This is a genomic window from Streptomyces sp. NRRL B-1347, from assembly GCF_000720325.1.
GTDB lineage: Bacteria > Actinomycetota > Actinomycetes > Streptomycetales > Streptomycetaceae > Streptomyces.
Genome location: NZ_JOJM01000002.1, coordinates 256,640 through 275,041 on the forward strand (window position 1 = coordinate 256,640; position 18,402 = coordinate 275,041).

General features: G+C 72.5%; 17 protein-coding genes. 4 read left to right on the forward strand and 13 right to left on the reverse strand.

Translation table 11 applies throughout. From position 1 onward, the window contains the following. Positions 1–22 precede the first annotated feature (22 nt). A complete protein-coding gene (locus IG74_RS0102615) occupies positions 23–769 on the forward strand; it encodes an isocitrate lyase/PEP mutase family protein (protein WP_030668842.1) in 747 nt (248 codons plus the stop codon). Positions 770–874: 105 nt separating this feature from the next. On the opposite strand, the gene IG74_RS0102620 is transcribed toward IG74_RS0102615, so the two are convergent. The 5 genes from IG74_RS0102620 to IG74_RS0102640 form a co-directional block, all read right to left on the reverse strand. After that, positions 875–1,840, reverse strand: coding sequence for an ABC transporter substrate-binding protein (locus IG74_RS0102620; protein WP_030668845.1), 966 nt, complete (start codon positions 1,838–1,840; stop codon positions 875–877). Between the two features lie 2 nt (positions 1,841–1,842). Continuing rightward, positions 1,843–3,810, reverse strand: a complete 1,968-nt coding sequence (locus IG74_RS0102625) for an ABC transporter permease (protein WP_030668847.1) — start codon at positions 3,808–3,810, stop codon at positions 1,843–1,845. Further along, positions 3,810–4,922: a quaternary amine ABC transporter ATP-binding protein gene (locus tag IG74_RS0102630; protein ID WP_051854454.1), complete on the reverse strand. Its 1,113-nt coding sequence runs from the start codon at positions 4,920–4,922 to the stop codon at positions 3,810–3,812. The genes IG74_RS0102625 and IG74_RS0102630 overlap by 1 nt, the downstream gene beginning before the upstream one ends. Continuing rightward, a complete protein-coding gene (locus IG74_RS0102635) occupies positions 4,919–6,475 on the reverse strand; it encodes a GMC family oxidoreductase (protein WP_051854455.1) in 1,557 nt (518 codons plus the stop codon). Before IG74_RS0102635 ends, IG74_RS0102630 begins: the two co-directional genes overlap by 4 nt. A gap of 120 nt (positions 6,476–6,595) precedes the next feature. Further along, positions 6,596–8,098, reverse strand: a complete 1,503-nt coding sequence (locus IG74_RS0102640; RefSeq protein WP_030668858.1) for an aldehyde dehydrogenase family protein — start codon at positions 8,096–8,098, stop codon at positions 6,596–6,598. 204 nt (positions 8,099–8,302) lie between these two features. Here IG74_RS0102640 and IG74_RS0102645 point away from each other — a divergent pair, with 204 nt between their 5' ends. Beyond that, positions 8,303–9,085 (forward strand): lipoprotein, encoded by a 783-nt coding sequence (locus IG74_RS0102645; protein ID WP_037824278.1) that lies wholly within the window; start codon positions 8,303–8,305, stop codon positions 9,083–9,085. A gap of 7 nt (positions 9,086–9,092) precedes the next feature. On the opposite strand, the gene IG74_RS0102650 is transcribed toward IG74_RS0102645, so the two are convergent. Together IG74_RS0102650 and IG74_RS0102655 are read right to left on the reverse strand one after the other, a co-directional pair. Beyond that, positions 9,093–9,632, reverse strand: coding sequence for a hypothetical protein (locus IG74_RS0102650; RefSeq protein WP_030668864.1), 540 nt, complete (start codon positions 9,630–9,632; stop codon positions 9,093–9,095). Positions 9,633–9,635: 3 nt separating this feature from the next. Continuing rightward, positions 9,636–9,881, reverse strand: a complete 246-nt coding sequence (locus IG74_RS0102655; RefSeq protein ID WP_030668867.1) for a helix-turn-helix transcriptional regulator — start codon at positions 9,879–9,881, stop codon at positions 9,636–9,638. Positions 9,882–10,232: 351 nt separating this feature from the next. Here IG74_RS0102655 and IG74_RS0102660 point away from each other — a divergent pair, with 351 nt between their 5' ends. Continuing rightward, the gene (locus IG74_RS0102660; protein WP_030668870.1) at positions 10,233–10,727 is read left to right on the forward strand and encodes a hypothetical protein; all 495 of its coding nucleotides are present in this window, start codon (positions 10,233–10,235) and stop codon (positions 10,725–10,727) included. 58 nt (positions 10,728–10,785) lie between these two features. Here IG74_RS0102660 and IG74_RS0102665 read toward each other — a convergent pair whose 3' ends face one another. Then, positions 10,786–11,157: a hypothetical protein gene (locus tag IG74_RS0102665; protein WP_030668873.1), complete on the reverse strand. Its 372-nt coding sequence runs from the start codon at positions 11,155–11,157 to the stop codon at positions 10,786–10,788. Positions 11,158–11,243: 86 nt separating this feature from the next. Next, a complete protein-coding gene (locus tag IG74_RS0102670; protein WP_420709849.1) occupies positions 11,244–12,200 on the reverse strand; it encodes a LysR family transcriptional regulator in 957 nt (318 codons plus the stop codon). Positions 12,201–12,293: 93 nt separating this feature from the next. On the opposite strand from IG74_RS0102670, the gene IG74_RS0102675 reads away from it, so the two are divergent. Beyond that, positions 12,294–13,697 carry an MFS transporter gene (locus IG74_RS0102675; RefSeq protein WP_078868518.1) on the forward strand — a complete coding sequence of 468 codons (1,404 nt, stop codon included), beginning with the start codon at positions 12,294–12,296 and terminating at the stop codon, positions 13,695–13,697. Positions 13,698–13,713: 16 nt separating this feature from the next. On the opposite strand, the gene IG74_RS0102680 is transcribed toward IG74_RS0102675, so the two are convergent. From IG74_RS0102680 to IG74_RS0102695, 4 genes are all read right to left on the reverse strand, one after another. Further along, a complete protein-coding gene (locus tag IG74_RS0102680; protein WP_051854456.1) occupies positions 13,714–14,484 on the reverse strand; it encodes a hypothetical protein in 771 nt (256 codons plus the stop codon). 3 nt (positions 14,485–14,487) lie between these two features. Next, entirely contained in the window at positions 14,488–14,895 is a 408-nt protein-coding gene (locus IG74_RS45405; protein ID WP_051854457.1) for a hypothetical protein, read from the reverse strand. Further along, positions 14,892–16,712: a hypothetical protein gene (locus tag IG74_RS45410; protein ID WP_051854458.1), complete on the reverse strand. Its 1,821-nt coding sequence runs from the start codon at positions 16,710–16,712 to the stop codon at positions 14,892–14,894. Before IG74_RS45410 ends, IG74_RS45405 begins: the two co-directional genes overlap by 4 nt. 221 nt (positions 16,713–16,933) lie before the next feature. Then, positions 16,934–17,923, reverse strand: a complete 990-nt coding sequence (locus IG74_RS0102695) for a malate dehydrogenase (RefSeq protein WP_030668890.1) — start codon at positions 17,921–17,923, stop codon at positions 16,934–16,936. Positions 17,924–18,402 lie beyond the last annotated feature (479 nt).

An 18,402-nucleotide genomic window follows, 5' to 3' on the forward strand; every position in this document is an offset into this window, starting at 1 on the left:
TCCCGAAAGGTGAGCACCACCCATGAGCAACCCACTGACCGCCACCGCCGAGGCGTTCGGCGCCCTGCACCACGGGCGGGCGCCGGGCGACCCGCTCGTCCTGCCGGGACCGTGGGACGCGGCCAGCGCCCGCGTCTTCGAGGAGGCCGGGTTCCCCGCGCTCGCCACGCCCAGCGCGGGCGTCGCCGCCGCCCTCGGCTACGACGACGGGGCGGTGCCGCCGCGCGAGATGTTCGAGGCGGTCGGGCGCGTCGCGCGGGCCGTGTCCGTGCCGGTCAGCGCGGACGTCGAGGACGGGTACGGGCTGCCCGCGCGGAAGCTGGTGGGGCGGCTGCTCGACGCCGGGGTCGTCGGCTGCAACCTGGAGGACTCCTGGGGCCGCAAGGACGCGCCGGCCGGCACCCTCAAGGACGCCCGGGAGCAGGCGGACTACCTCGCGGCGGTGCGGGAGGTGGCCGGGCGGGAGCTGTTCGTCAACGCGCGCGTCGACACGTATCTGCGAGGGGTCGCGGACTTCGAGGAGACCGTGGCCCGGGCCCGGCTCTACGTCGAGGCCGGGGCGGACTGCGTCTACGTCATCAAGGCGCCGGTCTCGGTGCTGCCCGCGCTCCGCTCCGCGATCGGGGCTCCGCTGAACGTGATCGGGCTGGCCGGTGGGCCCTCTCCCCAGGAGCTGGGGCGGCTCGGCGCGACGCGGGTCACCTTCGGGCCGGGGCTGCACCACCAGGCCATGGCGGGCCTGCGCGACATCGCGAAGGAGCTGGCCTAGCCCTCGCGGGGCGCCCCACTGTGTCCATCAGCGCGCTCCGCGCGCGGGCGCCCCTTCCCGCTCCTCAAACGCCGGAGGGGCTGGAAGATCCAGCCCCTCCGGGTACTACTTCGGCAGCCAGGCCTTCCACTTGGCCTCGTTGTCCGCGAGCCAGCGCTTCGCCGCGTCCTCGGGGGACATCTTCTTGTCGGCGATCATCAGGGAGACCTCGTTCTGGTCGGCCTCCGACCACTTGAAGCGCTTCAGGAAGGCCGCCGCGGCGCCGCCGTTCTTCGCGAAGTCCGCGTTGAAGTACTTCTGGAGCGGCGTGTGCGGGTAGGCGCACTTGATCTTCGCCGGGTCCGCGTCGCAGCCCTCCTTGTACGGCGGCAGCTTGACCTCCGTCATCGGCACCTTCTCGAACAGCCACTGGGGCTTGTACCAGTAGGTGAGGAAGGGCTTCCGCTGCTTGGCGAACTGTTCGATCTGGGTGATCTGGGCCGCCTCGGAGCCCGCGAAGACGACCTTGTAGTCCAGGTCGAGGTTCTCCACGAGGGCCTTGTCGTTGGTGACGTAGGACGGGGAGCCGTCCATGAGCTGGCCCTTGCCGCCGGACTCCGGGGTGCGGAATTCCTTCGCGTACTTGTTGAGGTTCTTCCAGTCGGTGACGTCGGGGTGCTTCTTCGCGAAGTACGTGGGGACGTACCAGCCGATGTGGCCGGTGACGCCGACGTCGCCGCCGGGGACGATCGTCTTCTTGTCCTTGACGTACCGCTGCTCCTGCTCGGGGTGGCCCCAGTCCTCCATGATCGCGTCGACGCGGCCCTGGCTGAGCGCGTCCCAGGCGGGGACCTCGTCGATCTGCACGGTGTCGACGCGGTAGCCGAGCTCCTCCTCCAGGAGGTACTTGGCCACGGCCACGTCGGCCTGGGCACCGACCCAGGACTGCACGGACAGGGTCACGGTCTTGGCGCCCGCCGCGTTGGCGTACGGGGACGCCTGCTTGGTCATGTCGGCGGCGCCGCAGCCGGACAGGGCGAGGAGCGCCCCGCCCGCGGCAAGCGCGGCACCGGCGCGAGTGCGCTTGCGCATGGTCACGCCCCCTTCTTCGTGCGGCGTTCCGTCGGCTGCGTCACCCGGTCCAGCATCAGACCGAGGCAGACGATCGCGGCACCGGCGACCAGGCCGGTCGCGAGGTCGCCCTGGGCCAGGCCGAAGACGACGTCGTAGCCGAGCGCGCCGCCGCCGACGAGGCCGCCGATGACGACGACCGCGAGGACGAGGACGACGCCCTGGTTGACGGCGAGGAGCAGCGCGGGCCGGGCGAGCGGCAGCTGGACCTGGCGCAGGACCTGCCAGTTGGTGGCGCCGAGGGACTTCGCGGACTCCATCGCGGCGGGGCTGACCTGCCTGAGGCCCTGCGTGGTGATGCGGACGACGGCGGGCAGCGCGTACACCACGGCGGCGGCCACCGCCGGGGCGCGGCCCACGCCGAAGAGCGCCACGACCGGGATCAGGTACACGAACTGCGGCATCGTCTGGAAGACGTCGAGGACGGGGCGCAGGACGCGTTCGAGCCGACGGCTGCGGGAGGCGGCGACGCCGGTCACGAAGCCGAGGACGAGCGTCACCGCGACGCCCGCGAGGACCTGGGAGAGCGTGTCGAGGGAGGCCTCCCACACGCCGAGCACGCCGATCGCCGCCATCGCGAGGACGGCCGTGAGGGCGGTCTGCCAGGTGCCGATCACCCAGGCGAGGGCCGCGACGATCAGCAGGACCGACCACCAGGGCAGGCCCTGGAGGCCGTCGCGCACGGGGTCGAGCACGTACGTCGTGAAGTGCGCGGCCCAGTCGGCGGTGCCGCCCACCACGGGCACGCCCGTGTAGAGGTGGTCGACCATCCAGTCCTTGGCGGTGTTCACCGGCTCGGCGATCTGCACGACCCAGCCCGTCGGCCACTCCAGGCGGTCGGCGAACCGGGCGGCGAGCGCGCAGGCCAGGGTCACGGCGGCGGCCACGGACCAGCCGCGCCAGCCGCGCAGCGGGGAGGTGTCCACCGTCTGCGCGCCGAGGCGTTCGCCCGCCGCGCCCGTGACGCGGTCCAGGACGACGGCGAGCAGCACGATCGGGATGCCCGCGGCGAGCGCCTGGCCGACGTCGACGGTGGCGAGGGCCTGGTAGACGCGGTCGCCGAGGCCGCCCGCGCCGATCACGGACGCGATGACGGCCATGGACAGCGCCATCATGATCGTCTGGTTGAGGCCGAGGAGGAGTTCCTTGCGGGCCAGCGGAAGACGGGCGGAGAGCAGCCGCTGGCGGCCGGTCGCGCCGAGCGACGCCACGGCCTCCATCACGCCGCCGTCGGCGCCGCGCAGGCCGAGCGCCGTGAGCCGGGCCATCGGCGGGGCCGCGTACACGACCGTCGCGAGGACGGCGGCGGGCACGCCGATGCCGAAGACCAGGACGACCGGCAGCAGGTAGGCGAAGGCCGGGAGCACCTGCATGGTGTCGAGGACCGGCCGCATCATGCGGAAGAGCCGGTCGTTGAGCCCGCCCGCGAGGCCGAGCAGCAGGCCGAGGACCACGGACGCGAGGACGGCCACGGTCATCAGGGCGAGCGTCTGCATCGTCGGCACCCACATGCCGAGCAGACCGCACACGCCGAACGCGGCGGCGGCCACCACGGCGAGCTTCACGCCCGCCACGCGCCAGGCGACAGCGCCGGCGGCGACGGTCACGCCCGCCCAGCCCATGGCGAGAAGCACGAGGTAGACGCCGCGCACGGCGAGTACGACGGCGTTGGAGACGTGCCCGAAGAAGTAGAGGAACAGCGGGTGGCTGTCGCGGTTGTCGATGATCCAGTCGCTGGTCCTGCCGAGCGGCTCGGACAGGTCGACGGTGAGCGCGTCCGGCCAGGCGCCGGAGGCCCACTTGGCGTTGACGATCGGGACGGCGACCGCCGCGACGACAGCGAGCAGCAGGAGCTTGGTGACGGCGCGGTGGCGGAGCAGGGCCCCGACGCCGGTATCTCGTACGGGGGTCGACGCGGTGGCGGTGGCCATTACTTGACCACCTCACCGGCGGTGCCCTGCGCGGGCACGCCCGCGACCACGCCGAGCAGGTGCTCCTGGTCGACGACGCCGAGGCACCGCCCGTCGTCCATCACCCGCGCCGGGAAGCCGGTGCGGGCCACGGCCTCGATGGCCTCGGACACGGTGGCGTCGGGCGCGACCGCGGGGCCCCGCTCGTCGTCGGAGGCGGGGTCGAGGGGCCGCATGGCGCTGCGGACCGTCATGACCTGCTCGCGGGGCACGTCCCGGACGAAGTCGCGGACGTAGTCGTCGGCCGGGGAGCCGACGATCTCCTCGGGCGTGCCGAGCTGGACCACGCGGCCGTCGCGCATCAGGGCGATGCGGTCGCCGAGCTTGAGGGCCTCGCTGAGGTCGTGGGTGATGAAGACCATCGTGCGGCCCTCCTCCCGGTGCAGGCGGACGACCTCCTCCTGCATGTCGCGGCGGATCAGCGGGTCAAGGGCGCTGAACGGCTCGTCGAAGAGCAGGACTTCGGGGTCGGCGGCGAGCGCGCGGGCCAGGCCGACGCGCTGCTGCTGGCCGCCGGAGAGCTGGCCGGGCTTGCGCGCCTCCAGGCCCTCGAGGCCCACCTTGGCGACGACCTCGGCGGCGCGCTCGCGCCGCTCGGCCTTGCCGACGCCCTGGATCTCCAGGCCGTAGGCGACGTTGTCGAGGACCGTGCGGTGCGGCAGCAGGCCGAAGTGCTGGAAGACCATGGACGCGCGGTGGCGGCGCAGTTCGCGCAGGCGCGCCTTGTCCATGGCGAGGACGTCCTCGCCGTCGATGGCGACGGAGCCGGACGTCGGCTCGATGAGGCGGGTCAGACAGCGCACGAGCGTGGACTTGCCGGAGCCCGAGAGGCCCATGACGACGAAGACCTCGCCCTTGTTGACCTCGAAAGACACGTCCCGCACGGCGGCGGTGCAGCCGGTGCGCTCGCGCAGCTCGGCGGGGTCGAGGGCGGTGAGCTCCGGGTCGCCCGGAACGCGCTCGGCCTTCGGCCCGAAGACCTTCCAGAGGTTCTGGACGCTGAAGACGGGGGCCGCCGACGCGGCGGGCTCCTGCGCGGCTCCGGTCCGGGGGGTGGTGGCGGCTTCGCTCATCGGCCGTCACCCCCGAGGATCTCGGCACATTTCTCCCCGACCATGAGCACTCCGATCATCGGGTTCACGGCAGGCATCGTCGGGAAGACGGATGCGTCCGCGATACGGATTCCGGACAGGCCCCGGATCTTCAACTCCGGGTCCACCACGGCGAGTTCATCACCGGAAGCACCCATTCGGCAGGTGCCCGCCGGGTGGTAGACGGTGTGCGCGGCCTTGCGGACGAGCTCGCCGATCTCGGCGTCGTCGGTGACGTGCGGGCCGGGGAAGACCTCCCGCTTGAGCCACTTCTTGAACGGCTCGGCCTCGGCGACCTTGCGGGCCAGCTTGATGCCGTCGACGAGCGTCCGCCCGTCGTAGTCGCCTTCGTCCTCGAAGTACTTGAAGTCCAGGGCGGGCTTGACCTCGGGGTCCGCGGACGTGAGGTAGAGGCGGCCGCGGGCGCGGGACTTGGGGATGTTCGGGGTCATCGACACGCCGTGCTCGGGGCGTTCGTAGCCGAGGCGCTCGGGGTTGTCCGTGAACGGGATCTGGTAGAAGTGGAACATCAGGTCCGGGCCCTTGTGCTCCGGGTCCCGCTTCACGAACAGACCCGCGTCGGAGTCCATCGCGGAGTTGCCCGGGATCGGCCCTTCGGTCTCCCAGACGATGACCGACTCGGGGTGGTCGATGAGGTTCTCGCCGACGCCCGGCAGGTCGTGCGCGACCGGGATGCCGAGGGCCTCCAGGTCCGTCTTCGGGCCGATGCCCGAGTGCAGCAGCAGGCGCGGGGTGTCCACGGCGCCCGCGCAGACGAGCACCTCGCGGCGGGCGGTGAGCAGCTTCTCCGCGCCGTCCTTGGTGCGGACGTGCACACCGCGCGCGGTCTTCCCGTCGAGCTCCAGCTTGTACGCCCAGGTCTCCAGGAACAGGTGGAGGTTCGGGCGGTCCCCGGCCTCCATGTGCGGGTGGAGGTAGGCGACGGACGCCGAGGAGCGCTTGTTGTTCTCCGGGTGGTACGCCAGGTCGAAGAAGCCGACGCCCTCGTCGAAGGGCCGGTCGTTGAAGCCGACGACCTCGGGGACGTCCAGGGCTTGCTTGACGGCCTCGATCCAGTCGCTTGCGATCTGGTTCTGGTCCTTCTTGGCGACGCGTACGACGTTGTTGCGCAGCTTGCCGTAGTAGGGGTCCATGGCCGCGGCGTTCCAGCCCGCGGCGCCCGCGGCCTCCCACTCGTCCCAGTCGGACGGCAGCGGCTTGAAGGAGATCAGCGTGTTGTGCGAGGAGCAGCCGCCGAGGACCTTGGCGCGGCTGTGCAGGATGTGCGAGTTGCCGCGCGGCTGCTCGGTGGTCGTGTACTCGTAGTCGAGCTCGCCGCCGAGCAGGCCGAGCCACTTGCGCAGGGTCAGGACGTCCTCGCGGTCGATGTCGCTCGGGCCGCCCTCGATCACCGCGACGGTGACGTCGGGGTTCTCGGTGAGCCGGGATGCGATCACCGATCCCGCGGTGCCGCCGCCGACGATCACGTAGTCGAACTCGGTGGTGGCCTGGGGGGTTTCAGACGTTCCAGTCATGGGGGTACTGCTCCTCGTCGCTGCCAAGGTGCTTGCGCGTAAGGGGGATTGCGGTCGTACGAAATCGGGGGTGGGGCCCGCGGCCGGGACTTCGGGGTCCCGGCCGCGGGCCGCGGGGCGTCAGCCCTTGAACCAGCGCACCGGCGCGGGCGCCAGGTTCTCGTAGACGTGCTTGGCCTCGCGGTACTCGGCGAGCCCGGCGGGGCCCAGTTCGCGGCCGACGCCGCTCTTGCCGAAGCCGCCCCACTCCGCCTGCGGCAGGTAGGGGTGGAAGTCGTTGATCCAGACGGTGCCGTGGCGCATCCGCCGGGCCATGCGCCGGGCGCGGCCGGAGTCGGTGGTCCACACGGCGCCCGCGAGGCCGTACTCGGTGTCGTTGGCGAGGGCCAGGGCCTCGTCCTCGGTGCGGAAGGTCTCCACGGTCAGGACCGGGCCGAAGACCTCCTCGCGCACGACCTTCATGCCACGGTGGCACTGGTCGAGCACGGTCGGCTCGTAGAAGTAGCCGTCGGCGGGGCGGGCGGCGCTCGGCTCGGGGCGCTTGCCGCCGCAGCGAAGGGCGGCGCCCTCGGCGAGGGCGGAGGCCACGTACGCCTCGGTCTTCTCGCGCTGCTGCGCGGAGACGAGCGGGCCGACCTCGACGCCGTCCTCGGTGCCGCGGCCCAGCTTGATCTTCTCGGCGCGGCGGGCGAGTTCGGCCACGAAGCGCTCGCGCACGGACTCCTCGATGATGAGGCGGCCACCGGCGGAGCAGACCTGGCCGCTGTGGATGAAGGCGGCGTTCAGCGCCTGGTCGACGGCGGTGTCGAAGCCCTCGTCGGTGGCGCAGGCGTCGGCGAAGACGACGTTCGGGTTCTTGCCGCCGAGTTCGAGGGCGACCTTCTTCACGCCGAGGGCCGCGGCCTGGGCGACCTTGGTGCCGGAGACGAGCCCGCCGGTGAAGGACACCAGGTCCACGTCGGGGTGGTCGGCGAGCCGGGCGCCGACGGTGTGGCCGGGCCCGGTGACGATGTTGGCGACGCCCTCGGGGAGACCGGCCTCGACGAGCAGCTCGATCAGCGCGACCGTGGTGAGGGGCGTGACCTCGCTGGGCTTGATGACGAAGGTGTTCCCGGCCGCGAGGGCGGGCGCGATCTTCCAGCTGGCCTGGAGCAGCGGATAGTTCCAGGGCGTGATCATCGAGCAGACGCCGACGGGCTCGTGCACGACGACGCTGTGGATGTCGTCGGACCCGGCGTCGACGACGCGGCCCGCGCCCTCGCCGATCACCAGGTCGGCGAAGTACCGGAAGGCGTCGGCCACGCAGTCGACGTCGACGCGGCCCTCCTCCAGGGTCTTGCCCGCGTCCCGGCTCTCCAGGAGGCCGATCTCCTCGCGGTCGCGGACCAGCAGGTCGGCGACGCGGCGCAGGAGCGCGGCGCGCTCGGCGACGGGCGTGGCCGGCCACGGGCCCTCGTCGAAGGCCCGGCGGGCGGCGGCGATCGCGGCGTCCGCGTCCTCGGCACCGCCCTCGGCGATGAGGGCGAAGGGCTTGGCGTCCGCCGGGTCGATGATCTCGCGCGTTGCGCCGTCTGCGGCCGCGCGCCACTCGCCGCCGACGTGGATGGTCTGTTGTGCGGACACGTCCCTGTTGCCTTCCGTTCCTGCCACTTTCCTGCCTTGCGCCCCACCTGATCACTCGGGGTAGCCGGGTGCACCTGCCCTGGCCCTGGAAAAGCATGCGCATTCGATGGCCGAAAGTGCGCTGTGTCACTGCGTATGCGGGTACGCGAGGGGAAACGTACGCTCGAAGCACGTTCTGTCACCGGAGGTGACGTTATGAGTCGAATGTCTCTTAAGTCAGCACGGGCCGCTACCGGGGTCTGCGCGGCGGCGGCCCTGGCGCTGCTCGTGCCGGCGTGTTCGTCGGACAACGGCAACGACGACAAGAAGGACAAGACCTCGGACCTCAGCGCCCAGGAGATCTCGGACAAGGCGAAGAAGGAGCTGCTCGACGCCACGTCGGTGCACATCACGCTGGAGGAGAAGGGCACGGACGCCGACAAGGACGATCCGGCGGCGATGGACCTGACGCTCGACCGCGACGGCAACTGCACGGGCAAGCTCACGTTCGCCGCGGGCGGCGGCACCGCCGACCTGGTCAAACGGGGCGACAAGGTGTGGATGAAGCCCGACAGCGCCTTCTGGCGCAACCAGGTGCCCGGCGGCGACGGCGCGGCCGCCGCCGAGCTGTTCAAGAACCGCTACATCCACGGCAGCACGAGCGACCCGCTGCTCAAGGGCCTCTCCGAGGTCTGCGACCTCAAGAAGCTCCAGGACTCGGTCGACGAGGACTCCGACGACGACACGGACAAGCTGAAGAAGGGCGACGCCACCACGGTCGACGGGACCAAGGTCGTGCCGCTCACGTCCGCCGAGGACGGCAAGGAGAAGACGCTGTACGTGGCGTCCGAGGGCAAGCCCTATCTGATCCGGGCCACGGAGAAGGGCGACGGCGAGGACAAGACAACCACGCTGAGTGACTACGGCCAGCCCGTACCGACGGAGACGCCTTCGGCCGCGGACTCCGTGGACATCGGCAAGCTCCAGGAGCAGCTGCAGAAGACGTGAGCGCCGGCTAGCCGTCGACTCCGTCGACGAAGAGGCCGGCCTCGTCGGCGGGCTCGTCCCGGGCCGTCAGGCCCGCCACCCACAGCGGCATCAGCCAGTGCGTGACGAAGGCGCAGAACATCACCTGGAACACCAGCGCCTTGAAGTCCGCGCCCGAGAACCCGGCGAGGCCCGTGCCGACCACGGCGGCGAGCAGCAGCCAGGTCATGACCTGGTGGGCACGGGCCCGCACCCGGTCGCGCTCGGCGCGCTGGCGCTCGTCGAGGGCGCGCGGCCGCAGTTCCAGCAGGCCGCGCGTGGCGCTGTTGATGATCCCGGTGGCCACGCACCAGGGCAGCAGCAGTCCGAGCATCACCCACACCGCCCAGTCGGACTCGCCGACGACCGTGCCGAGCCAGGCGGCGACGGCGCCGACGGTCAGTGCGATGTGCGCGACGACCACGGCGCGGCGCCGCCCGGCCGTGCGGTACAGCGGCTCCCCCTCGGTGCGGTTCATCAGTGCGCTCATGCGCCGGTCGTGCGCGGTCAACTGCTGCTGCTGTGCCATGACTTACTGGTCCCTCCCGTACAGCTGGTCCGTGAGCGGGCGAAAGGGCTCCAGGGAGAACAGCGCCTCGACCGGCAGCCCGAAGTACTTCGCGATCTTCAGGGCGAGGTCGAGGCTCGGGTTGTACTGCCCGCGCTCGATGTAGCCGATGGTCTGGTAGTGGACGCCCACGGCCTCGGCCAGGCTCTGGCGCGACACCTTCCGCTCGGCGCGCACCACGGCCAACCTATTGTGGACTTGCTCGCTCATATATAAGAAGTACTACATTCGAGAGCAGGAGAGCAACAGGAGAAGGCCACTTTCCGGACGGAGGCCGAAGGTCACCCCCGGGCGGCCGCCCCCGGCGCGAATCGTCCGGAAGCCGGGTTGACGCTCCGCGGCGCACGCCGGGGCCCGCCCTCGACCTCGTACGCACGCGGGCGCCGAGCGCATGAAAAGCGAACCATGTCTTGCATGGGCCCCCTCACCCCGTCTCTCCGGTTTGTCGTGATGTGCGGGTACCCAGAACGACGGACCGGTACGAGGGTGTCGACCAGGCACCAGCCACTACGGCAAGCCCGAGAGAGCCCGAAAGAGCCCGAGAGAAAGGGTGAAACAGGCATGACATCGTTCGCACCCGGCTTCAGCGGCATCGGCACCTCGCCGCAACAGCAGCACGGGCAGTCCCAGTTCCCGCAGCAGCAGGGCCAGTCCCAGCAGCTGCCCCCGCAACTCCAGCAACAACTCCAGCAGTTCGGTCAGCAGCAGCCCTTCCAGGGCCTGCTCCAGCAGATGGGCCAGCAGCCCGGCACGCAGCCGCAGACGCAGTTCCAGGTCGGCTACGCCCAGGCCGTCCGCGCCCCCATCGTCCCGTTCCCGGGCTACGAGCGGGCCATGATCCTGCTGGTCGACGGCCGCCCCGTGCAGCTGCTCGACCCGAGCGAGTTCGCGATCCAGTCCATCGTGTTCGCGATCCAGACCGGCCAGGCCGTCCGCGTCGCCTACGACGACCGGATGCTGGTCCGCGGCGTGGAGATCGAGGTGCCCAGGGGCGCCATCCAGCAGCACGCGCAGCAGATGCAGCAGCCCCAGCAGTCGCAGCAGACGCAGTTCTAGCAGGCCCCACCCCTCCGCGTGGAACACCGACCCGGGCCGCCCCCCAGCGGCCCGGGTCTCAGCCGTCGCCCTGCCGCAGCCACACCAGGACCGCCAGCACGTACAGCGCGGCCGTGAAGGCCTTCACGGTCAGATACGTCAGCACGCAGCCCGCCGCCGCGAGGCACACGCGCACCCCGCGCCGCTCCCGCGTCCGCGCCGTGAACCAGCTCCCGCCGACCAGCAGGAAGCCCGGCGTGTACGTCAACGCGATCCAGAAGAAGGGCAGTTCGGCGTCGCGGAGCCGCAGACACGCGCACAGCAGCGCGACGGCCGTGGCGGCGGTCGGGACGAGCCACCACCACTCGTCCCGCTCCGGGGTCCGCGCGGCGTACCACGGCCGCTCCGGCCCCCGGACGGCGTACCACCGCGTGTCCTGGGTCTGTCGCATGCCTCCGATCCCACCGCACGCGCGGCGCCCGGGGCAGGGCGCGCGTACTCAGATCCCGTACTCAGATCCAGCGCTCGGTCGCGTACTCAGCTGCCCCGCACGAGGTCGCGCACGCACCCCCGCAGCCACGCGTGGGCCGGGTCGGCGTCGTGGCGCGGGTGCCAGGCCATGGCGAGGCGCAGCGGCGGCAGCTCCAGGGGGATCGGGAAGCCGACGAGGCCCAGCTCGTCGACCAGCGGCCGCATCCAGCCGGTGGCGAGCCCCACCAGGTCCGTGCGCAGCAGGATGAACAGCGACGCGGGGTACGTGCCCACGTTGCCGACCACCCGGCGCTTCAGGCCCCGCTCGGCGAGCGCCACGTCCACCGGGCCCGCGAGGCGGCCCTTGCGGGACACCGTCAGATGGTCCGCCGCGGCGAACCTGCGGGGCGTCAACTCCCCCTCCAGGAGCGGATGTCCGGGCCTGACGAGGCCCATCATCGTGTCCTCCAGGAAGTGCTCGACCCGCACCTCGGGCGCGGTCGTGTCGATCACGCCGACCTCCAGGTCCGCGACGCCCTCGCGCAGCACCGGCGTGTCCAGATGGCTCTCCGACAGGAAGCGGAGCCGCACCCCGGGCGCCTCCGCCGCCGCGCGGGCGAACAACACCGGGGCGTAGGTGGCGGCCAGCGAGTCCTGCCCCACGATCGTGAGCGTCCGCTCGACGGTGCGCAGGTCCTGGGCGCCGGGCCCGGCGAACACCGCGCGGGCCCGCTCCACCACCGCGCCCACCTCCGCCCGCACCGCGAGCGCGTACGGCGTGGGCACCATGTGCCGCCCCGCCCGCACCAGGACCGGGTCGCCGAGCGCCTTGCGGACCCGGCCGAGCGTGCGGCTCATCGCGGGCTCGGACAGGTGCAGGCGCCGGGCGGCGCCGCGCACGCTGCCCTCGTCGAGCAGCGCGTCGAGGGCGATCAGCAGATTGAGGTCGACGTCCGGGCGGTGCGCGGCCCCGGGCCCCGGCAGGTGCGGCGGCTCGGGATCACTTGATTGCGTCACACGCAATCACTCCTTGCAGAGATTGCACTGGAAAGCAGGTACCGGGCGAGCCTACGGTGGCCGTGCATCCCCCACCACACCCGCTCCCGAGGAGGAGCCTTGCCTTCCCCTGCCCTCAGCGACGCGCCGGCCAAGGCCGCGTCACCGCCGGAGCCGACGCCTCTCAAGGGCTCCACGCTCATCGTCCTGTGCGCCTGCGTCCTCGTCGCCCAGAGCATGGTCGCGGCCATCAACCTGCTGCTCCCCCAGCTGGCGTCGTCGTCGCTGCGCCCCGACGCGAGCGAACTGCTCTGGACCGTCGACGCGTACGTGATCGTGTTCGCGGGCCTGCTGATCCCGGCGGGCGCGCTCGGCGACCGCTACGGCCGCAAGGGAGCGCTGCTCGGCGGCCTCGGCCTGTTCGCCGCGGGCGCCACGGTGAGCGCGCTCGCCACCACGCCCGCCCTGCTCATCGCCGGGCGCGGCGTCTCCGGCGCCGGTGCCGCCCTGGTCACGCCCGCGACCCTGTCCATCCTGATGCGCGTCGCGGCGCCGCGGGAGAAGCCCCGCGTGCTCGCCCACTGGGCGCTCTCCGCGGGCCTCGGCGGCCTCGCGGGGAACGTCGGCGGCGGCCTCATCGGCGAGTACCTGCCGTGGCGCGCCCTGTTCTGGATCATGGTCCCGCTCGGCGCGCTGCTCGCCCTCGCGGTGGCCCGCACGACGCCGCGCACCCCCGTGTCCCAGGAGGCGCCCGCCCTCGACCCGCTCGGCACGCTGCTGCTCACCGCCGGTCTCGTCGCGGTCCTCTTCGGCATCATCGAGAGCCCCCTGTACGGCTGGACGTCGGCCCGCATCCTGTCCGCCTTCGCGGTGGGCGCGGTCCTGACCGGCGCGTTCGTCCTGCACGCGCTGCGGTCGAAGGCGCCGCTGTTCGACCCGCGCGTCTTCCGCTCCCGGCGGCTCAGCGCGGCGGCCCTCGGCACCGCCGCCAGCTTCTTCGGCCTCTTCTCGCTCTTCTTCGTCAACTCCCAGTACCTGCAGTACGTGAAGGGGTACGGGGCCGCGCAGGCGGGCTTCGCCATCGTGCCGCTGACCGTCGGCATGGTGCTCGTCCCCCGGCTCGCGGCGCGCTGGTCGGGCAGGCCGCGCCCGGTCGTCGGCGGGGGCCTGCTCCTCATCGGCGCGGGCCTGCTCGGCACGTCCACGGTCGACGCCTCGACGCCCTACGCCCTGTACGCCTGCTGGCTCCTCGTCATCTCGGCGGGCACCGGCCTGAGCATGCCCGCCCTGACCCTGGGCGTCGTCACCTCGCTGCCCCCGCACCAGGCGGGCCTCGGCTCCGGCCTGAGCACGTCGGCGCGGGAGATCGGCGCGGCGCTCGGCGTGGCCGTCACGGGGACGGTCCTCGCCCACCACGGCGGCGACTTCACCGGCGGCATGGAGTCCGCGCTGCGGGTGGTGGGCCTGACCGTGGTCGTCGTCGCGGCCCTGGTGACGCTGTGCGTCGGCCGTCCGCGCGGCTAGCCGCGCGGACGGTCCGTCAGCCGGGTTCGGGGCACAGCGAGCCGGGCGGGCAGAACCAGGCCCTGGCGTTGCTGGCGAGCTGCCGCACCTCCGCCCGGTCCGTCGACGCGGATCCGTACCCGACCACCGCGTACGGCTTGCCGTCGACCGCCTCGAACCGGTCGTCCACCACGTACCACGGGCCGACGTCGGGTTCGTCGTCGATGCGGCCCGTGACGTACGTGAGCCGCTGGCCCTCGGTGACGGGCTCCAGGGACAGCTTCTGGAAGGTCGGGGACTTCGGCACCTTGGTGTCGTCCAGGAAGTCCCGGAACGACGCCTCCGGGGTCGGCTCGCTGACCTCGTACACCTGGAGCCGCAGCGTCCCGCCGTAGTTGCGGTAGTTGACGACTCCTATGCCGCCCTGCCCGGGCAGGGAGCTGCGGCTCCAGCCGATCGGCACGGCCACCCGGAAGCCCCGGGCGTCGGTCAGGGACTCGAAGCCGCGCGGCAGTCCGTCGGCCGCCGCGGACGCGCCGTCCGTCGGCGACTTCGCCGCGGGATCACCGGCCACGTCCTGGCTGTCCGCCGCCGGGGACTGCGGCGCGAGCAGATACGCCGTCGGCTCCGGCTCGTCCTTCCAGCCGAGGGCCCAGGTGCCGAAGGCGAGCCCGCACACCGCGAGCACCGTGACGGCCCCGCGCCAGGCGGCCCGCTGGCGCACCGCGTCCCGGTCGTGGAGCGCCGTGGCCTGCCGCTCCCGCTCGTGCCCCACCCACTCCTGGCGGTCGTTGTCGAAGACGCGCACGTCTCAGCCCGGGAGCTGCGGCAGCTGGGCGAGCGCCTGGAGCACGGCCGTCACGGACGCGGCCGCCGTGGCGGCGGGCGCGTACTCCGCGAGGCGGTCACGCACCCGCGCGAGCGGTCCGGAGGCGCTGCGGCCCGTGCGGGCGATCTCGCCCTCCACGTCGGCCAGTTCGGCGTCGAGGACGTCGTCGTCGGCCGTCCGCTCGCCCCGCTCCAGGTCGCCGCGCAGGCGCCGTACGGACGCGAGGAGGTCCGCGTACTGCGGACTCGCCACGACCGTCGTGGAGTTGGCCGACACGTTGGACGACACGGCGATGCCTTCGTTGCCGAAGGCCTGTGAACCGCCGCTGATGGTGTTGATGCTGACGGATGCCCCGCCGCCTGTGTTCGCGCCGTTTCCTTGGTCACTCATACCGTGCTCTTCTCCATGTGGGTGGCCTGGCCTTGGGCGCCGGTGGCGAGGGCGCCGCCGGACATCTCGTTGATGTAGACGCCGCTGTTGTTGATCTGCGTGATGTTCTGCTCCAGGCGGTCCGTGCGGTAGCCGCTGGCCCGCAGCGCGTCGCGCACGCCTTCGCCGATGCGGTCCTGGAGGGTCTTCGTGTAGCGGGCGACGTCCATCTCCTGGAACAGGGACAGCTCGTCGGTGGCGGCGAGTTCGCGCAGCGAGACCAGCGGGGCGTCCGGGGGCGCGGTGCGCACCGGCAGGAGGCGGGCGCCGAGCGCGCGCAGGAACTGCACGGCGCGCGGCAGCAGCCGCGCCCCGGCGTGCCGCGCGCCCGCCGTGCCCTTCCCGGCCGCACCGGACGTACCGGCCGCGCACCAGTGGCGCACCGCGGCGCCGAGGGACGGCAGCGCGCGCAGCGCGCCGATGCCGATCGCCACGCCGAACGCGGGCCCGTCCACGCACGCCCGCAGGGCGTCCCGCACCGGCCCCTCCGGCTCGCCCACCGCGACCGCGTCGGCCCTGCGGAACTCCGGCAGGACCGGGCCGAGCACGTGCGGAACCACTTCGAGCACCAGCATGCCGCCCTGCGTGTGCACCCGGACCAGGAGCGAGACGACGACCTGCTCGTTCCAGGAGCCGACGCGCAGCCGCAGGAAGTGCCGTCGGGCCTCGCCGCCCTCGCCCACCGACTCGGCCAGGTGCCGCTGCACCGCGCTCGCGTCGTACACCCGCGCGGTCTCGGCGCCGTTGCCGGTGTACAGCTCCTCGTCGCGGCCCGCCCCCGACGGCAGGTACACGAACTCGTCGATCTCCAGATGCCGCAGCCGGTCCTTGCTGGTGTCGCCCGCGGACCTGCGCAGGCCCTTGAGCCGTGGCTCGATCATGGTGATGACGTCGCGTGCGGTCAGCGGCCCGCGGGGCCCCTGCGCCGGCAGACCGCCGTTCGCGTCCGGCCGGTCGTCGCGCTTCAGTTCGAGGACGACCGACCACGGCTTGCGGGGAGTTCCCGCGCCGACGAAGGGGCGGTTGACGTCGTACAGGGTGAGCGGGGCGCGCTGCTCCCTGCGGACGCACTCGGCGATCCCGGCGTACCGCCCCGGCAGCTCCGGCTGGTCGGTCTCGGCGAAGACCTGCCGGGCGAGCTGGGTGCGCAGCACGCGCTTGGCGCGGAACTGGTGGCGCCACACCACGACCGTGACGAGCAGCGGGAAGATCACCGGGTACGGGGTGTCCGCGATCGCGGCGAGCGCCGCGAATCCGTACGTGACGGCGAACACCCAGGCGGTGACGGTCACCAGCCAGCCGAACCGGCGGCGCAGCCAGGCGAGCACCGCGGGCAGCCGCACCGGTCGCAGCGGCTGTCCGACGCCCGTGTCCCGGCCGGAGACGATCCGCCCGCACCACAGCAGGAACACGACCGCCGCGAACCACAGGGCCCAGCCGCCGGGCAGCAGGGCGCCGGTCGCGTCCCCGGTCCCCTCCGCCGCTTCGCCGTCGAAGGCGAGCAGCAGGGTGTCGCCGAGGGAGAGCCCCGCGTCGCCGCCCGCGCGGTCGTTGGCCGCGTCCCAGGCCATCACCGTGTCGGCGGCCACGAACCCCAGCCAGACGGCGAACAGGAGCAGCGCGCTGACGATCTCCTCGCGCCGGGCGCGCAGCGCGTGCGCGAGCACCGGCAGGACGTCGGCGCCGAGCGGGGGCGCGACCGGGCGCTCGGCGTGGCCGATGAGTTCGCCGATGACACGGCGTCGGAAGTCCGCGTTCTGCCGCGCGCCGACACTCAACAGGCGGGTGGATTCGGCGTGTTGGCACTCGCGTGGTGGGTCGCCTCGCATGGCGCGAAACCGTAGCGGCCGGGCGGCCGGGCTGTCCGGGGAATGGGCCTACGCCGCTCGAAACAGTGAAGGAAGGGACCGGTTGCGCTCCAAGGGACGACGAACGCCCCCGGAGGCCGTGGTGAACGGCCGCCGGGGGCGGGTGCGTCGTGCGCGTCGTGCGCGTCGGCTCAGATCAGGCCGAGGGCGCGGACCGCCTCGCGCTCCTCCGCCAGCTCCTTGACGGAGGCGTCGATGCGGGCGCGGGAGAACTCGTTGATCTCCAGGCCCTGGACGATCTCGTACTTACCGTCCTTGGTGGTGACGGGGAAGGAGGAGATGATCCCCTCCGGAACGCCGTACGAACCGTCCGACGGAATGCCCATGGACGTCCAGTCACCGGCGGCGGTGCCGTTCACCCAGGTGTGGACGTGGTCGATGGCGGCGTTGGCGGCCGAGGCGGCCGAGGACGCGCCGCGGGCCTCGATGATCGCGGCGCCGCGCTTGGCGACGGTCGGGATGAAGGTGTCGGCCAGCCACTGCTCGTCGTTGACGACCTCGGCGGCGTTCTTGCCCGCGATCTCCGCGTGGAAGACGTCCGGGTACTGGGTCGCCGAGTGGTTGCCCCAGATGGTGAGGCGCTTGATGTCGGAGACGGCCACGCCGGTCTTCTTCGCGAGCTGCGAGATGGCGCGGTTGTGGTCCAGGCGGGTCATCGCGGTGAAGCGCTCCGCCGGTACGTCCGGGGCGGCGGCCTGCGCGATGAGCGCGTTGGTGTTGGCCGGGTTGCCCACGACCAGGACCTTGATGTCGTCCGCGGCGTGGTCGTTGATGGCCTTGCCCTGCGGCTTGAAGATGCCGCCGTTGGCCTCCAGGAGGTCGCCGCGCTCCATGCCCTTGGTGCGGGGGCGGGCGCCGACGAGCAGCGCGACGTTGGCACCGTCGAAGGCCACGTTCGGGTCGTCGCTGATCTCGATCGAGTTCAGCAGCGGGAAGGCGCAGTCGTCGAGCTCCATCGCGGTGCCCTCGGCGGCCTTCAGCGCCGGAGTGATCTCCAGCAGGCGCAGGTTGACCGGCACGTCCGCGCCGAGCAGGTGGCCGGACGCGATGCGGAAGAGCAGCGCGTAGCCGATCTGGCCGGCCGCGCCGGTGACGGTGACATTCACGGGAGTGCGGGTCATGGCGATCTCCGTAAGACAGCTGGCGGTGGGGGTCCCTGCCCCATGTGCTGGATCCCCTGCCGACGCCCTTGTCGATCGCCTCTCGATGATCGATCTCTTGGCATCAAGAGAGATCCGCGGTCAGGCTATCGCGCCGCCTCTCGCCGAAGGCGCCAGGGCGGTGTGGCTCACCCCACATGGTGGGGCCGGGCCGCACCGGGGCCCTCGCGGGCGGGGCTCCCCTCCCTGGTGGGGGTGGGCTCTCCCTCGGGCGGGGTCGGGGCTCCCTCTCGGCGCTCGGGCCCGTGGAGGTGGCGGCCGCCACCTCGGGAGAGGGGACGTGGCGGCCGCCGTGGGGGTGTGACCACTCCCGTGGGGGTATGGTGCGCCTGCCCGGCGCGGCAGCGGGCATTCCTCCCCGGCCCCCTCCAATTTCGCCCCACCCCGGCCTTGCGAGGCCCGGCCCCGACGCGGAGCGCTGCGCCCCGGTGGGTCCGTCC

Bases quoted from the DNA above. Each gene is read 5' to 3' on its own strand.
- IG74_RS0102615 (WP_030668842.1), top strand. From the start codon at position 23: ATGAGCAACCCACTGACCGCCACCGCCGAGGCGTTCGGCGCCCTGCAC.
- IG74_RS0102620 (WP_030668845.1), bottom strand. From the start codon at position 1,840: ATGCGCAAGCGCACTCGCGCCGGTGCCGCGCTTGCCGCGGGCGGGGCG.
- IG74_RS0102625 (WP_030668847.1), bottom strand. From the start codon at position 3,810: ATGGCCACCGCCACCGCGTCGACCCCCGTACGAGATACCGGCGTCGGG.
- IG74_RS0102630 (WP_051854454.1), bottom strand. From the start codon at position 4,922: ATGAGCGAAGCCGCCACCACCCCCCGGACCGGAGCCGCGCAGGAGCCC.
- IG74_RS0102635 (WP_051854455.1), bottom strand. From the start codon at position 6,475: ATGACTGGAACGTCTGAAACCCCCCAGGCCACCACCGAGTTCGACTAC.
- IG74_RS0102645 (WP_037824278.1), top strand. From the start codon at position 8,303: ATGTCTCTTAAGTCAGCACGGGCCGCTACCGGGGTCTGCGCGGCGGCG.
- IG74_RS0102650 (WP_030668864.1), bottom strand. From the start codon at position 9,632: ATGGCACAGCAGCAGCAGTTGACCGCGCACGACCGGCGCATGAGCGCA.
- IG74_RS0102655 (WP_030668867.1), bottom strand. From the start codon at position 9,881: ATGAGCGAGCAAGTCCACAATAGGTTGGCCGTGGTGCGCGCCGAGCGG.
- IG74_RS0102660 (WP_030668870.1), top strand. From the start codon at position 10,233: ATGACATCGTTCGCACCCGGCTTCAGCGGCATCGGCACCTCGCCGCAA.
- IG74_RS0102665 (WP_030668873.1), bottom strand. From the start codon at position 11,157: ATGCGACAGACCCAGGACACGCGGTGGTACGCCGTCCGGGGGCCGGAG.
- IG74_RS45405 (WP_051854457.1), bottom strand. From the start codon at position 14,895: ATGAGTGACCAAGGAAACGGCGCGAACACAGGCGGCGGGGCATCCGTC.
- IG74_RS0102695 (WP_030668890.1), bottom strand. From the start codon at position 17,923: ATGACCCGCACTCCCGTGAATGTCACCGTCACCGGCGCGGCCGGCCAG.